The sequence below is a fragment of the Variovorax sp. Soil_C_39 genome (assembly GCF_057656815.1).
In genome coordinates, this window is the sequence record NZ_JBDGJQ010000004.1 from 154753 (window position 1) to 168539 (window position 13787).

11 protein-coding genes are annotated in these 13787 nt (G+C 69.6%); 1 reads left to right on the forward strand and 10 read right to left on the reverse strand.

Going from position 1 to position 13787, the window contains the following annotated elements; translation table 11 throughout:
- Positions 1-58 precede the first annotated feature (58 nt).
- The 10 genes from AC3A6J_RS12210 to AC3A6J_RS12255 form a co-directional block, all read right to left on the reverse strand.
- Entirely contained in the window at positions 59-976 is a 918-nt protein-coding gene (locus AC3A6J_RS12210; RefSeq protein ID WP_487860205.1) for a LysR substrate-binding domain-containing protein, read from the reverse strand.
- A 71-nt stretch (positions 977-1047) separates the two neighbouring features.
- The gene (locus AC3A6J_RS12215) at positions 1048-2136 is read right to left on the reverse strand and encodes a FecCD family ABC transporter permease (protein ID WP_487860206.1); all 1089 of its coding nucleotides are present in this window, start codon (positions 2134-2136) and stop codon (positions 1048-1050) included.
- The gene (locus tag AC3A6J_RS12220; RefSeq protein WP_487860207.1) at positions 2133-3374 is read right to left on the reverse strand and encodes an ABC transporter substrate-binding protein; all 1242 of its coding nucleotides are present in this window, start codon (positions 3372-3374) and stop codon (positions 2133-2135) included. The genes AC3A6J_RS12215 and AC3A6J_RS12220 overlap by 4 nt, the downstream gene beginning before the upstream one ends.
- Complete coding sequence (locus tag AC3A6J_RS12225) at positions 3371-4357, reverse strand: ABC transporter ATP-binding protein (protein WP_487860208.1); 987 nt, start codon at positions 4355-4357, stop codon at positions 3371-3373. Before AC3A6J_RS12225 ends, AC3A6J_RS12220 begins: the two co-directional genes overlap by 4 nt.
- A complete protein-coding gene (locus tag AC3A6J_RS12230; protein ID WP_487860209.1) occupies positions 4357-6453 on the reverse strand; it encodes a TonB-dependent siderophore receptor in 2097 nt (698 codons plus the stop codon). The genes AC3A6J_RS12225 and AC3A6J_RS12230 overlap by 1 nt, the downstream gene beginning before the upstream one ends.
- A 74-nt stretch (positions 6454-6527) precedes the next feature.
- Positions 6528-7424, reverse strand: a complete 897-nt coding sequence (locus tag AC3A6J_RS12235) for a metal ABC transporter solute-binding protein, Zn/Mn family (RefSeq protein ID WP_487860210.1) — start codon at positions 7422-7424, stop codon at positions 6528-6530.
- A gap of 6 nt (positions 7425-7430) precedes the next feature.
- Positions 7431-8303 carry a metal ABC transporter permease gene (locus AC3A6J_RS12240; protein WP_487860211.1) on the reverse strand — a complete coding sequence of 291 codons (873 nt, stop codon included), beginning with the start codon at positions 8301-8303 and terminating at the stop codon, positions 7431-7433.
- Complete coding sequence (gene aztA / locus AC3A6J_RS12245) at positions 8300-9055, reverse strand: zinc ABC transporter ATP-binding protein AztA (RefSeq protein WP_487860212.1); 756 nt, start codon at positions 9053-9055, stop codon at positions 8300-8302. The genes AC3A6J_RS12240 and aztA overlap by 4 nt, the downstream gene beginning before the upstream one ends.
- Positions 9056-9338: 283 nt before the next feature.
- Entirely contained in the window at positions 9339-11261 is a 1923-nt protein-coding gene (locus AC3A6J_RS12250; RefSeq protein WP_487860213.1) for a sensor histidine kinase, read from the reverse strand.
- 143 nt (positions 11262-11404) lie between these two features.
- On the reverse strand, positions 11405-12976 hold the full coding sequence (locus AC3A6J_RS12255; protein WP_487860214.1) for a tannase/feruloyl esterase family alpha/beta hydrolase: 1572 nt from the start codon (positions 12974-12976) through the stop codon (positions 11405-11407).
- 109 nt (positions 12977-13085) lie between these two features.
- Here AC3A6J_RS12255 and AC3A6J_RS12260 point away from each other — a divergent pair, with 109 nt between their 5' ends.
- On the forward strand, positions 13086-13781 hold the full coding sequence (locus AC3A6J_RS12260; protein WP_487860215.1) for a Crp/Fnr family transcriptional regulator: 696 nt from the start codon (positions 13086-13088) through the stop codon (positions 13779-13781).
- Positions 13782-13787 lie beyond the last annotated feature (6 nt).

A 13787-nucleotide genomic window follows, 5' to 3' on the forward strand; every position in this document is an offset into this window, starting at 1 on the left:
CGCTGTCCAATTCCAAATTGGATCGGAGCGATACCTTGGCGGTATCGGGGGCTGCCGGCTAAGGGTTTACCGCGCTTCGATCGGCCAAAGGCACGGCGTCGCCAGCGAACGCGCGCACGACCTCCAGCATGCGTTGCAGCACCGGAGATGCCTCCTCCTTGCGATAGAAGCAGTGCACTTCCATGTGCGCCGGCTCGCCTGCGGTTTCGAGCGGCAGGTAGGTCACGCCCGGCAGCCGCAGGTTGGTCATGGACTCCGGCACCAGTGCGAGTTGGCGACTGATGCCTGCCATCATGGTGGCCATGATGAGATCGCCGGCTTGAGCGGCAAAACGCGGTTCAAAACCCGCCGCCCGGCACAGGCGCAGTGTGATCGCCGGCGCCGAGCGCGACGATGCGGTCAGTATCGGCTGGTTGCGCAGCAGCGCCACCGGGATGGCGCTGCGCTGGGCGAACGGATGCGCGCTGCTCATGGCCACCAGCAGGCGTTCGCGCGCCACGAGTTCGACGGCCAGGTCATCGTCCATTGGCACCATGCGCTCGAAGCCGATCAGGATGCGGCGCTGGCGAATCGCGGTGACCTGCTGGTGAGTCTGTCCCTGGTGCAGCGACACCTCGACCCCGGGGTGCATGTCCGAAAAGCGGGTCAGTACTTGGGGCACGACGCCGAACATCGCCGAGCCGTGCAGCCCCACGTCGATGCGTCCTGTGGTGCCGTCGCCCGCGCGCCGTGCGCGATCGGTGGCCTGGTCGACCAGCGAGAAGATGTCGCGCGCGTCCTGCAGCAACGCTTCGCCGGCCTGCGTCAGCAACATGCCTCGCGGCGTGCGCTCGAACAGCGGCGCGCCAACCTGTTCCTCGAGTGCCTTGATCTGCCGTGTCAGCGGTGGCTGCGACATGTGCAGTCGCTCTGCCGCTCGGCCAAGGTTGCGCTCCTCGGCCGCGGCGATGAAGTAGCTGAGCTGACGTAGATCCATGATGCGCCTCGGGTCGGGTTACGTGCGCGTGTATTGTCTGCCGCCCACGAAGTCCGGAAAGCGAAACGCTTCTAGTCGACCTTGTGCAGTGCGCGGGTGCGGTACAGCATGTACAGCGCCAACGGCGCGCCCACAAGGCCGATGACCGCGTTCAGGTGGAACACGTGGCGGCTCCACGGCAGGTGCAGCACCAGGTCGGCGGCCAGGCCCAGCACGGCGCCGACGAGCCCGGCCGCGGGCAGCAGGACGCGGTGGTCCGCGCAGCGCATCAGCGTTCGCGCGAGCTGCGCCGCCACCAGGCCCAGAAAGGCGACCGGACCGCAGAAGGCCGCGACCAGACCACTGAGCCAGGCGGTGGTGATGAGCGCGCTGCGCTTGACGCGCGCGACCGGCATGCCCATGGACGCCGCGTAGCTTTCGCCGAGCAGCAGCCCGTTCAGCGGCTTGACCAGGAATGCACAGGCCCCGAGGCCGATGCCGATGCCGGGCATCAGGATGCGCAGCTGCTGCCAGGTCGCACCCGCGAAGCTCGCATCGTCCCAGGCCTTGAACGCCCGCGCCTGGGTCTCGTCGATGAAGTGCATCAGCACGCTGATCAGTCCGACGGCGAGGTAGCCGAGCATCAGGCCGATGATCAGCAGCGTGACCGTGCCCACGCGGCGCGACAGCACGGCCAGCAGGCCCAGCACGGCCGCGGAGCCGCAGACCGACGCCACGGCCAGCCCGACGTCGCCGATCAGCCCGTAGCGCAGCAGGAAGGCATTGCCGACCACGCCGGCGAAGGTGACGAGCAGCGCGCTGCCGAGCCGCGCGCCATGCACGATGCCCAGCACGAACGGGTCTGCCAGCGGATTGCGGAACAGCGTCTGCAGCAGCAGTCCGGCCACACCCAGCGCGGCGCCGGAGAACAGCGCATTGAGCGCGCGCGGCAGCCGGAAGCCCAGCACGATGTTCTGCCAGACCTGCTGCCCGTTCGAACCGGTGGTGAGCATTTCGAGGATGGCACCGACAGGGATCGCGACCGAGCCCAGCGACAGCTCGGCCACGAACAGCAGGACCAGCAGCACCGCGAGTGCGGGGAACCAGCGCCGGGCGCGCCGGCCGGGCGAGGCCGCACGCGGGGACGCGGCGGGGGAGGGTGCGAGAGAGGATGGGGTCATGGCAGGCGGCGAAGGAACTGGGCCGGGGCCGGGGCTTGGTCGTCGACGAGTTCCGGGTGCAAGGCGCCGATGGCTTCGGCGAGCTGGATGTGGGGCCGGGTCATGCCCTGGTCCTGGTACGGATAGGCCCATGCCCCCGTGTAGCCGCGGTCCCAGGCGTACACCCGCCCTGCGCCGACGGCATCGAACCAGCCGTGCAGCGCATTCGCTGCCACCAATGTCTCGCGGTCGGCCTGGCCGCCGAGCGTGCCGAGCCAGACCGGGGCATCCGCGCCCTGGGCATACACCTTCTCGAACGGCTCGTAGACCAGGCTGCTGGTTCGGGGATCGTCGCCGAGCACATACTCGCTGCCGGCATCGCGGATCAGTTGCGCGCGGTGATTGCGCCCGCCGAAGGCCTCGATCGTGTCGCGGCTGCTCGCGAACCCGGCCATCACGCGCGGACGCGAACGCGCCTGCGCGGCGACCGCCTTCCAATGCGCGTACTGCGCCGCGATCTCGGCGAAGCTCGCGTCGCCGCGCGCCTCGCGGTTCGAAAGCAGCGCCAGCAGCTTGAGCCATTCGGCGCGCCCGAGCGGATGCGGTTCGTGGTGATCCGCCTGCGGGATGGCGCGCACGCCGAGCTCCCACAGGCGCGGGTGCATATTGCCTTGCGGGTAGGCCGAGTAGAAGCTCAGGTAGACGTCGGCCTGCACGGCCATCACCGGTTCGATCGACGCGTGGCCGTAGCCCGACATCTCGTGCACCAGCCCTTGCGCGATGCGCTCGCGCACGGCGGGCACGGTGGCGCCGCGCGTGCTTTCCGAGCCGTGCAGCCGATCCACCAGGCCGAGTTCGTCGAGCGCGCCCAGCATGGCGGAGTTGCCGGTCACCAAACGCCGCACCGGCACCTCCACCACCGGCACATGCGGTCCGTGCGGCGGCGTGGGCGTGCCGCACTGCACGAGGAGAAACTCGATCACTTCGCCGGTCGCGACGCTGGGCGTGAAGCGCACGCGCTTGTAGTGCGGCGCGTACTCGACCTGCAGCTGGGTCGAATGGGTGAAGCGCGTCTTCTGCGGAAAGTAGTCGACGCCGGGGCGGTAGTCGGCGACGCAGGCCGCGTCCAGGTTCCGGGCCGGGCCGTCTTCGCCGACCTCGACCGATGGCCAGGGCGCGCGCGGTGGCGGCGCGATCTGCATGCAGGCCGACAGCAGCGCCGCGCAGCCGAACGCCGCAGACGCACGTGCAGTTCTCATGCGGATGCCTGCGTGTGCAACGTCAGCCCTTCCACCAGGGCACCCAGCGTGCGGTAGTGGCGGGGCTCGCCCTTGGCCGGCCGCAGCGTGTAGCGCTCGGCAATGGCATGCACCGCGTCCAGTGCCTGCGCGTCGATCACGAAGCCCGCGCGCTGCAACGCGCGGCGCGCCCATGCGGCCGGGATGCCGTCGCCCTCGAGCCGGATGGGCCGATCGCCGCCGCGCCCGACCACCAGTTCGCCGCGCTCCAGGTCGAAAGCCAGTCCCTCGGCCGCGAAGGTGGCGCCGAGCAGTCCGCTCAGCGCCAGGTCCTCCGGCGCCCCCGCGTGGACCTGCCGCTGCCCGTCGATGAGCCAGAGCGTATCGGCATAGCGCAGCGCCAGTTCGAGGTCGTGCGTCGACAGCAGCACGGCGATTTGTTGCCGGCGCGCCAGGTCGAGCAGCAACTGCATCGTCTCGATGCGGCGCGGCAGGTCGAGGAAGGCGGTGGCCTCGTCGAGCACCAGCAGCCGGGGCTCCTGTGCGAGCGCCCGCGCGATCATGAGCTTCTGGCGCTCGCCGTCGGACAGCTCGGACACCAGCCGATCCGCGAGCGCTACAGCGCCGGCCTGTGCCAGGGCCGCGCGCACGGCGTCATGGTCCTGCGCGCCGAGGCGGCCGCTCCAGCCCAGGTGCGGATAGCGGCCGAGGCTTGCGAGCTCGTAGCCGGTCATGAGCGTGACCTGCACCCGCTCGGTGAGGACGACGGACAGGCTGCGTGCCCGCGCGGCCGGCGAGAGCACCGCAAGCGGCGTGCCGTCGATGCAGACCTCGCCCGCGAGTGCCGGCTGCATGCCGCACAGCGTGCGGATGAGCGTGGACTTGCCTGCGCCGTTGGCACCGATGAGGCAGACCAGCCGACCCGCCGGAAGGCTAAGGTCCAGCGGGCCGAGCAAGGTCGTGCGCCCGTAGCCGGCCGCCAGGCCTCGCGCAAGCAGCGCCATCAGAGCGTCATGCCGAAGGTGGCCATGATGCTGCGCGGTGCGCCCGGGAACGTCGGCACGAAGGCGCCGCCGGAGTCGTAGTAGCGCTTGTTGCCGATGTTCTGGACCGTCAGCTGCAGCTTGTAGCGCTGCGCCGCACCGAACCGGTAGGCGAGGTTGGCGTCCCAGCGCACATAGGAAGGCAGCACGAAGGTGTTGCCGGTGTTGGCTTGGCGTGCACCGACGTAGATCGCGCCGAGTCCCGCGCTCAGGCCCGTGGCCGCACCGCGGAAGTCGTAGGTCGACCAGAAGCTGGCGCTGCGGCGCGGTGCGTTGGCCAGCAGCTTGCCGATCATGTCGGGGTCGCTGTCCTTGCTGATCTCGGCCTTGAGCTGGGTGTAGCTCGCCAGCAGCCGCCATTGCGGCGTGACGGTGAACGGCACGTCGAGCTCCCAGCCGCGGCTGCGCTGCTCGCCGACCTGGACGACGTAGTTGAAGTCGTCGGGGTCCGACACCACGCCGTTGCGGCGGCGGATGTCGAACACCGCGAGCGTCGGCTCGAGCCGGCCGTCGAGCAGGCTCAGCTTGGTGCCGATCTCGACCTGGCTGCCGCGCGAAGGCGCGGGCAGGGCGCCGTCGCGCAGCATGCCGTTGAAAGGCTCGGTCAGGTACGACTTCGACCAGCTCGCATAGAACGAAGCTGCCGCCGAAGGCGTCCAGGTCAGGCCCGCGCGCGGGGACACCGCGTCGTCGGAGCGCACGAGCGTGCCGGACACCGGCAGGTACTGCGCACGGGCCTGGGTGCGCGAGCGGTCGTAGCGCAGCCCCAGCAGCAGCCGCCACTGCGAACCGAGCTGCAGTTCGTCCTGGGCGTAGAGCCCCACGTTGCGGCTCTTGTAGTTCGACGCGTCGTAGGGCTGCAGCGGGCCCCCCACCGTGGTGCCGTGGACCGGCCGGTACAGGCTGATCGGCAGGTTCGTGGGAAAGCCGAACGGACCGAGGTTCGCGTCCGCCGTGAAATCCCATCGGTCGCGATTCGCGTCGATGCCCAGCAGCACGCGGTGCTTCAGCGCGCCGGTTTCGAAGCGCCGTGAGATCTCGGCCATCAGCGTCACGTCGGTCTGCTCGTCGATGCTGCGCTGCTTGCGGCGGTTGACCTGGGGATCGAGGCCATCTTCGCCGCTGAGCGCCTGAAAGCCATACGGATACCAGAGCGCGTCGGTCTTGGCGGACGAGGCCTGCACGCCCGTGCGCAGGTCCCAGCCGCTGTCGAAGCGGTGTTCGAGCACCACCGAGCCGAGCGCGCTTTCGTTCTTCAGGCGCGCGTCGGCCTCCGCGTAGTTGGTGTGGATCGGCACCCGCAGGAACTGCGGGCTGTTGCCGAAGCCGCGGTCGAAGGAACCATTGCGCCGGCCGAGTTCGAGTTCGGCGGTCAGGCGCGTGCGGGCGCCGAGCTGCCACTGGAAGACCGGCGACACGAAGGCCGTGCGCGCGCCCACGAAGTCGCGAAAGCTCTTGTTGTCCTGCCACGATCCCGTCAGCCGATAGCGCAACGTGTCGCTCAGCGGGCCGGTGCTGTCGAAGGTGGCGCGGTAGAAGTCGTCGCTGCCAGCGGTGAGCTCGAAGCCGGTGCGGGCCCGGTCCTGCGGTTTCTTGGTGACGAGGTTGACCACGCCGCCGGGCTCGAAGCGGCCGTACAGCGCCGAAGCCGGACCCTTGAGCACCTCGATCTGCTCGATGTTGGCGAGCTCGTCGACGGGCGCGAACACGCTGCGGCGAAACCCGTTCTTGAGGTTGGCCGTAGTCGCGAAGCCACGCAACCTGAAGCGATCGTTGCTGCCGCCCCAGCCGACCTGCGGCGTCACGCCCGGCACCGTGCGCACGGCTTCACCGAAGGTGGTGATGCCGCGGTCCTCGATCAACTCGCGCGTGACCGTCTGGATCGAGAAGGGCGTTTCCTTGACCGTGGTGTCGCTCTTGTTCGCGGTCGGCGCGACCACCGAACGGTAGGCGCGCTCGCGGGTGCCGGTGACCGTGACCGTGCCGAGCGCCGCTGGCGTGTCTTCCGTCTGCGCCTGGGCCTGGGTCATGCACAGGCACATCGTGGCAGCCAGCATGGCAATGGGCTGCGGCCTGCTTGCCTGGCCTGCAGCGCGAGATGGGGCGTCGTCGCGGAGGTGGAACGAACGGCTCATTGCTGGCCTCGCGAGAGCGCGTCGGCGATGGTCCGCGCGTTGTGCGCGAAGAGCTTCAGGTACGTGTCGGCCTCGGTGCCGGGCGACGAGAGTGCATCGGAATAGAGGCGACCGCCCAAGTGAACGCCGCCTTCGCGCGCCACGCGCTCGACGAGACGTGGATCGGAGATGTTCTCCACGAACACCGCGCGCACCTTCTCCTTGCGTATCTGGTCGATCAGCCGGGCCACGGCGGCGGCCGAGGCCTCGCTCTCGGTGCTCATGCCCCGCGGTGCGAAAAAGCGGACGTCGTACGCAGCGCCGAAATAGCCGAAGGCATCGTGTGACGTGATGGCGCGGCGCGAGTGCACCGAGATGCCGTCGAAGCGCGCGCGAATCTCGCGCCCCAGCGCATCGAGGCGCCCGATGTACTCGGCAGCGCGCCGCTCGAACTGTGGTGACTGCTCGGGCCGCGCCTGCGCCAGGGCCTGTTGCAGGTTCTCCACGTAGCGCCGCGCGTTCGCGAGGTCTTGCCAGGCGTGCGGGTCGATGCCGCGACCGAGCTTGCGCGTGGCGATGCCTTCGCTCGCCACCACGGTGGGGCCGCGGTATCCGGAGGCCCGGACCAGCCGATCGAGCCAGCCTTCGAAGCCCAGGCCGTTGACCACGACGAGATCCGCGGCTGCGATGCGGCGTGCATCGGCCGGACTGGGCCTGAACACATGGGCGTCGGCATCGGGCCCGACCAGCGCGCTGACCTCGACCGCATCGCCGCCGACCTCGCGCACCATGTCGGCCAGGATCGAGAAGCTCGCCACCACGCGCAGGGGCCGTGGCGGCTTCTGCGCCCATGCGGGAACGGTGGTGGCCAGCGCGAGCAGCGCGGCGATCGAGGATCGGCGGGAAGGATTCATGTTTCTTCAGTGACTGAGGTGGGAGCGGCGCCAGAGGCGCCAGAGAACGCCGTCGCGCGGACCCGCGGCGACGGAAACCAGGTAGGCGCCGCCGGCCACCAGCACGATCGCGGGGCCCGAGGGCCACTGGGCGTGGTAGGAGAGCAGCAGGCCGGCAAAGCCGGAGAAGGCGGCGATCAGCGCCGCGACGAGCGCCAGGCTCCAGACCTCGGCGGCCCAGAAGCGCGCGGCCGTGGCGGGCAGCATCATCAGGCCGACCGCCATCAGGGTGCCGAGCGCCTGGAAGCCTGCCACCAGGTTCGCGACGGTCAGCACCAGGAAGGCGCCATGCACGAGCGCGCCGCGTCCGCCGACGCTGCGCAGGAAGCCCGGGTCGAGGCACTCGACCACCAACGGGCGGTAGATCGCGGCGAGCACGACGAGGGTGACGCTGGCCACGCTCACGACGAGCAGCAGCGCCGCGTCGTCCACGGCCAGCACGCTGCCGAACAGCAGGTGCATCAGGTCGACGCTGCTGCCGTGTACCGACACCAGCAGCACCCCGAGCGCCAGCGCGATCAGGTAGAAAGCGGCGAAGCTCGCGTCCTCGCGCTGCGACGTGGCCCGCGCGACCCAGCCCGCGGCCAGCGCCACAGCCAGCGCCGCGAAGAAGCCGCCGATGCTCATCGCCGGCAGCGAGAGCCCCGCAAGCACGAAGCCGACGGCGGCACCCGGCAGCAGCGCGTGGCCCATCGCGTCGCCCACCAGGCTCATGCGGCGCAGCACCAGCAGCGTCCCCATCGGTGCGCTGCCGAGGGCGAGCGCGAGCGAAGAAACGAGTGCGCGGCGCATGAAACCGTACTCGGCGAAGGGTTCGAGGAGGAGCGCCGACAGCGTCATGCCGCTTTCCTGCAGACCGGCGCCCGTTCGTCCCAGGCCTCGGCCACCTGGCGCGCGCGCAGCAGATTGCCGGCGCTCAGCGCCTCGGGTGTCGGGCCCCAGGCGATGCAGCGACGCGCGAGCAGGAGCGTGCAGTCGAAGTGTGCGCGCACCTGATCGAGGTCGTGCAGCACCGCGACCACGGTGCGCTGCTCGGTGTGCCAGCGCCGCACCAGCGCCAGCAGGTCGGCCGTGGTGCGCGCGTCGATGGCGTTGAAGGGCTCGTCCAGCAGGATCACCGGCGCGTCCTGCAGCAGCACGCGCGCGAACAGCACGCGCTGGAACTGGCCGGCCGAGAGTTCCGAGATGCCGCGCCGCTCGAAACCCTCGAGCCCCACCGCGGCGATGGCCCGGTGCACGGCGTCGCGTTGCGCCGCATCGAGCCTGCGGAAGCTCCCGCTGCGGGCCCAGTGGCCGAGCGCGACCAGATCGAACACCCGGATCGGAAAGCTGCGGTCGATCTCGGACTGCTGGGGTAGCCAGGCGATGCGGCCCGCACAGCCGACATCGAACGTCACGTCTCCCTCGGCCGGCGGCATGCGGCCCATCATGGCCGAGAGCAGGCTGGTCTTGCCCGCGCCGTTCGGCCCGACGATCGCGGTCAGCGACCCGGCGGCGAACGTGCCCGACAGGTGGTGCACGGCGGGATGGCCGCGGTAGGCGACGGTGAGTTTGCGCAGCCGGATCGCCGCCGTGGCTGATTGCGGACTCATCGCGCAAGCGCCCAGGCGGCCGCCAGCCAGAGGAGCGCGACGATCGCCAATGCGCCAAGCACCCTTGCCCAGGCGCCGGATGTCAGCAGGCTGCTCATCGGGCCAGCGTCTGCCGGCGCATGACCGGAGCATTCGGTGCGGCGATGCGTTGTTGGCGTGTCAAGCGGTTCATGGCCACTATCTTATTGCAATTGCGAACGCAATCGCAGTAAAGCGGATGATCTGCGCCGGCCGGGCGTGCGCGAGCAGGCTGCCGCACCCGGCGCAAACGCTCAGGCGGTACTCAGGCCGTCTCGGTGCCGGTCTCTTGGCGAAGCGGCAACCAGAGCGTGAAGCGCGTGCCGGCGCTGCCGGACTCCCAGGTCGCGGTACCGCCGATGGCTGCTGCGCGCTGCTGCTGGTTGCGCAGGCCGCGGCCGCTGCGCTGCAGCGCCTCGGCCACGGCGAAGCCCTCGCCGTCGTCCTCGATCACCACGCGCACGCCCTCGGCATCGGCCGCGGTGCTGAAGCGGATGGTGCTGGCCCGCGTGTGGCGCAGCACATTGGCCACGCACTCCTGCATGATGCGCAGAATGTGCAGCGCGCTGCCGGGGTTCAGCCAATGCAAAGGGGGCACGGGCTGCACTTCCCAACGCAGCGCAAGGCCGGCGCTCTCGATGCGAGGCGCCAGCCGAAAGCGCAAGGTCGCCAGCAACAGCAGCAGATCGGCATCCACGCTCTCCATCGAATCGATGGCGAGTTTCAGGTCGTCCATGCAGCCCCTGAGCACGCCGGAGATCTCGGCGCTGGTCATGGCGCCGTGCTCGACCGAGCGGATCGCGCCGATCAGCGACGAGCCGAGCCCGTCGTGCATGTCCTGCATCAGGCGCCGCCGCTCGGCCGCGAGCATCTGCTCGTTCTCGACCGCGCGCAGTCGTTGGTAGCTTTGCGCGAGCTCGGTTTCGCGCGCCTCGAGGCGTTCGGCCAAGCCTTCGTTCAAGCGCGCGATCTCGTCGAACGCACCCGTGTAGCGCCGGAACATGATGTACGAGAAGATGAAGAACAGGCCGATGATCGCGTAGGGAGAGGTGTACACGCTCTCGGGGCTGACCAGGTTGTTCTGCAGCAGCCCGTCGGAGGCGGTGAATGCGACCGCCATGCCGGCCCAGCCCGCGACCAGCCGCCCCTCGGGCAACCTGGCGCGCAGCGCCTTGCGCAGGTTCACGGCGAAGATCAGCACCGCCACCGGCAGCACAGACAGATTGAGCAGGGGCGTGAACAGGTAGAGGCTCGGCACCGCGGCCGACACGCCCGGCAGCGTCGCGACGCTGCAGGCCAGCGCCAGCGCGACCGACGCGCGCGTCAGCCAGGCCGACGGCTGATGGTGCAGGCGCTCGAGGAACAGGTGGATGAGGATGATCAGCCAGAGCAGCGAGGCGACCGTGATCCATTCGAACCATTCGTCCGATACCGGCAGGTAGTCGCCGCTCACGAAGTAGTGAAGCATGCGCGCGAAGGCCAGCGCCGAGATCGCGAAGAACAGCAGGTAGAGCGTCTCGCGCCGCCGTCCCAGCCACACCGCGAGCGCGAAGATTCCCACCGCCAGGAACGCGGCACCGCCCACGAAAGGCAGGTGCACCTGCAGCAGCTGCCGAACCTGGTAGCGCCAATTCAGCGCGGCCTGGTCGCCCACCCACACCGTCGAGAAGCCGCTGCCGCTGCTGCGCAGGCGGTCGACGCGGATCAGCACCGTCGTCGGCGCAGGCGTGTCGGCGGCCGCGTTGAGCGGCAGCAGCAGCGGGTGGTTGTAGCCGTTGTGCACGGCGCTGCCTTGCGACTGGTAGAGCAGCATGCCGTCGCCGTACACCGCGATGCGACCCAGCGTCTTCCAGCGCGGAAGGTAGAGAAGCCGTGGCTGCTGCGACGCCGAGGGGGCGAGCTCGGCCAGGTCGATGCGGTACCAGTCGGTGACGGTGTGCACGCCGCCCGCCGAGGTGGGCACCAGCTCGCGCTTCGCCGTGTGCGGCAGGTCGACCTGCTGCCATCCGTCAGTGGGAAGCCCGGCTTCCTCGGCGCGCCTCGGCGCAGCCGAATAGCCCGTGCCCGGAACGGACAGCAGCGCGGCCCGCGTGATGTGGACCGCCTCCGCGTTCTGCGCCGGCGCTGCTGCGGCCGGCAGACCGGCCAGCAGCAAGGCCAGCCCCAGCGCCGCGATCCACGGGTTCATCTGTCGGCCATCCTGGCGCCATCGACGCGGCCTTCAGCCTGCGCCTCGGACAGCGAGGCAGCTGAATGAATGTCGAGGGCGGGGGCGCTGTGCATCGGCCGAGTCTATGCGGCCGCGCCCCGCGCACTGGCTTCTTCAGCGCGTCACGAGGCCTGGCAGCTGTAGCTCTCGGCTAGGTTCAGGTCGCCGCTGCCCTTGTACTTCGGGAAGGCGGGGTGCCTGCAGAGCGGCCGTGCCTGCACCACGGCCTGGGTCGCGGGATCGAGCTTCTTCGCGACGATGCCCTGCGTCGACGGGCGGGTGCCGCTCTCGCGCCACTTCACCACGGCGTCGACCAGGTCGACGGTGTCCGGGCCCACGCCGCCCGCGCAATGCTGGACGCCGGGCTGGAGGAAGAACTCCATCGACGCATCGCGCGTCGATGCGCCGCCCACTGCCGTCGCCACGTCGTCGAAGTACTTGATCGAACCCTTGTAGCTGATCGCCCAGTCGTGCGTGCCGTGCACGAGGATCATCTTGCCGCCGCGGCCGAAGAACGAACGCAGGTCGGGCGTGGCGTCGAGCGTGGTGGCGGCCAGGCGTAGCCCCGCGGTGTAGATCTCGGGATCGAAGGCCAGCACGTCGAAGGCCGGATCGCCGGTGACCCAGTACTTCACCAGGCCGCTGCCGAACTGGAACTGCAGCCCGGTGCCGCCGATCGCGGAGCCGGTCACCCACAGTGGCCAGCCCTGGTCCTCGCCGCCGGGGCCCCAGCCCGGATAGACGCTGCTGCCGTCCGCGCGAGTGAGTTCGGAATAAATGGTCTTCGCGGTCGCGACCTGCGGATCGGTCAGGCAGGTGTCGGCGTCGCCCGCCGTGCAGCGCAGCACCGCCGGATCGAAGGTGCAGGCCAGCTGGTTGCTCACGATGCCGTCGGCCGCGCCGTCGAGCGTGTCGCATTGCGCGCGCACGGTGTCGGCGATCAGCGTGGCCTTGGCGGCGCTGATCTGGCCGCCCGGCGCCGCGAGCGCCTTGCCGTTCGCGATGAAGGCCTGGAACAGCTCGGTGAACGAGTAGGCCGGCGCGCGCACCACGATGCCGTCGAAGTCGTTCGGAAAGCGTGTGGCCTGCACCAGGGCTTCGCGCCCGCCGTTCGAACAGCCCTCGAAATAACGGAACGTGGCCTCTTTGCCATAGCGCTGGCGCACGATCTCCTTGGCGACCTCGTTGACCGAGTGGATCGACAGATAGCCGAAGTCGGCCTGCGCGGTGGGGTTGTTCAGAAAGTCCGATGCATCCAGGCCGTCGCCCTGGCGTCCGCCGTCCGAGGCGACGAGCACATAGCCGCCGGTGGCACCGCTCGGCGAATAGGGCGTGATGCTGATGCTGCCGTTCCAGCCGCCGCCGCCCGCATAAAGCAGCTTGTCGTTCCAGGCCGTGGGAAGGCGCACCTCGAAGTTGAGCGTGCCATGCAGGCTGCCCGTGACCTTGCAGTACTCCGCGGCCGTTGCGGTGGCTGCGACGAAGCTCGCTTCACGCAGTGTGGCGCCGGCGAGCGATGCGCCGGCGAAGGCCGTGCATTTCTCTTCGGCAGAAGCGACGGGCGGCGGGTTGGGCGCGGGCGGCGGCAGCGGAAAGCCGAACCCGCCGCCACCGCCACCACCCCCGCCGCAGGCCACGAGCAACACGGGAATGCAGGCCGCTGCGCAGCCCGCCATCGAGAGAGGGTTTCTCATGATTTGTCTCCTGTTTGTACTGCCACATAAACTCAGGCCGCCAAGACCATCGCCTCATCGCCTGCGCAGCGCATGCTAGGCATTCGCGCCGACAAAGAAAGTCTTTCCCATGACAAACAACGTGCAGACCCTGGCCATGTTGCGAGCGGCGGCCTGGGCGCGCGAGCTGGCGCCCGAGCAGCTCGAGCGAGTGGAGCGCGAGACGCAGGACCGCTTCTTCGCGGCCGGTGAAATCGTCTGTCACAAATGGAGCATGGCGACACACTGGATCGGCGTGGTCGACGGCATGGTCAAGGTCGACGTGCTCGCGGCCGACGGCCGCAGCACCACGCTGAGCGGCATCTCCAATGGCGGCTGGCTCGGCGAAGGCTCGGTGCTCAAGGGCGAGCTGCGCCCGTATGGCGTGGTTGCGCTGCGCGACACCCGTGTTGCGCTGATGCCGAGCCAGACCTTTCACGATCTGCGGGGCAGCAGCCTGACCTTCTGCCACTTCATGATCGACCAGCTCAACGCTCGGCTCGGCCAGTTCATCGCGTTGGCCGAGAGCAACCGCATGCACGACATTCGCTCGCGCGTGGCGAGCTGCCTGGCCGAACTCTTCAATCCGCAGCTCAACCCACGTACCGGCCTGGTGCTGCAGATTTCGCAGGAGGAGATCGGCCGGCTCGCGGGCATCTCGCGGCAGATCGCGCACCGTGCGCTGCACGAGCTCGAGGATGCCGGCCTGCTGCAGATCCGCTACGGCAGCATCGACGTGCTGGACCTCGACGGCCTGCGGCTCTGCGCGCGTGCGCATGCCGCTTGAGCGGCG

Bases quoted from the DNA above. Each gene is read 5' to 3' on its own strand.
- AC3A6J_RS12210 (WP_487860205.1), bottom strand. From the start codon at position 976: ATGGATCTACGTCAGCTCAGCTACTTCATCGCCGCGGCCGAGGAGCGC.
- AC3A6J_RS12215 (WP_487860206.1), bottom strand. From the start codon at position 2,136: ATGACCCCATCCTCTCTCGCACCCTCCCCCGCCGCGTCCCCGCGTGCG.
- AC3A6J_RS12220 (WP_487860207.1), bottom strand. From the start codon at position 3,374: ATGAGAACTGCACGTGCGTCTGCGGCGTTCGGCTGCGCGGCGCTGCTG.
- AC3A6J_RS12225 (WP_487860208.1), bottom strand. From the start codon at position 4,357: ATGGCGCTGCTTGCGCGAGGCCTGGCGGCCGGCTACGGGCGCACGACC.
- AC3A6J_RS12230 (WP_487860209.1), bottom strand. From the start codon at position 6,453: ATGCTGGCTGCCACGATGTGCCTGTGCATGACCCAGGCCCAGGCGCAG.
- AC3A6J_RS12235 (WP_487860210.1), bottom strand. From the start codon at position 7,424: ATGAATCCTTCCCGCCGATCCTCGATCGCCGCGCTGCTCGCGCTGGCC.
- AC3A6J_RS12240 (WP_487860211.1), bottom strand. From the start codon at position 8,303: ATGACGCTGTCGGCGCTCCTCCTCGAACCCTTCGCCGAGTACGGTTTC.
- aztA (WP_487860212.1), bottom strand. From the start codon at position 9,055: ATGAGTCCGCAATCAGCCACGGCGGCGATCCGGCTGCGCAAACTCACC.
- AC3A6J_RS12250 (WP_487860213.1), bottom strand. From the start codon at position 11,261: ATGAACCCGTGGATCGCGGCGCTGGGGCTGGCCTTGCTGCTGGCCGGT.
- AC3A6J_RS12255 (WP_487860214.1), bottom strand. From the start codon at position 12,976: ATGAGAAACCCTCTCTCGATGGCGGGCTGCGCAGCGGCCTGCATTCCC.
- AC3A6J_RS12260 (WP_487860215.1), top strand. From the start codon at position 13,086: ATGACAAACAACGTGCAGACCCTGGCCATGTTGCGAGCGGCGGCCTGG.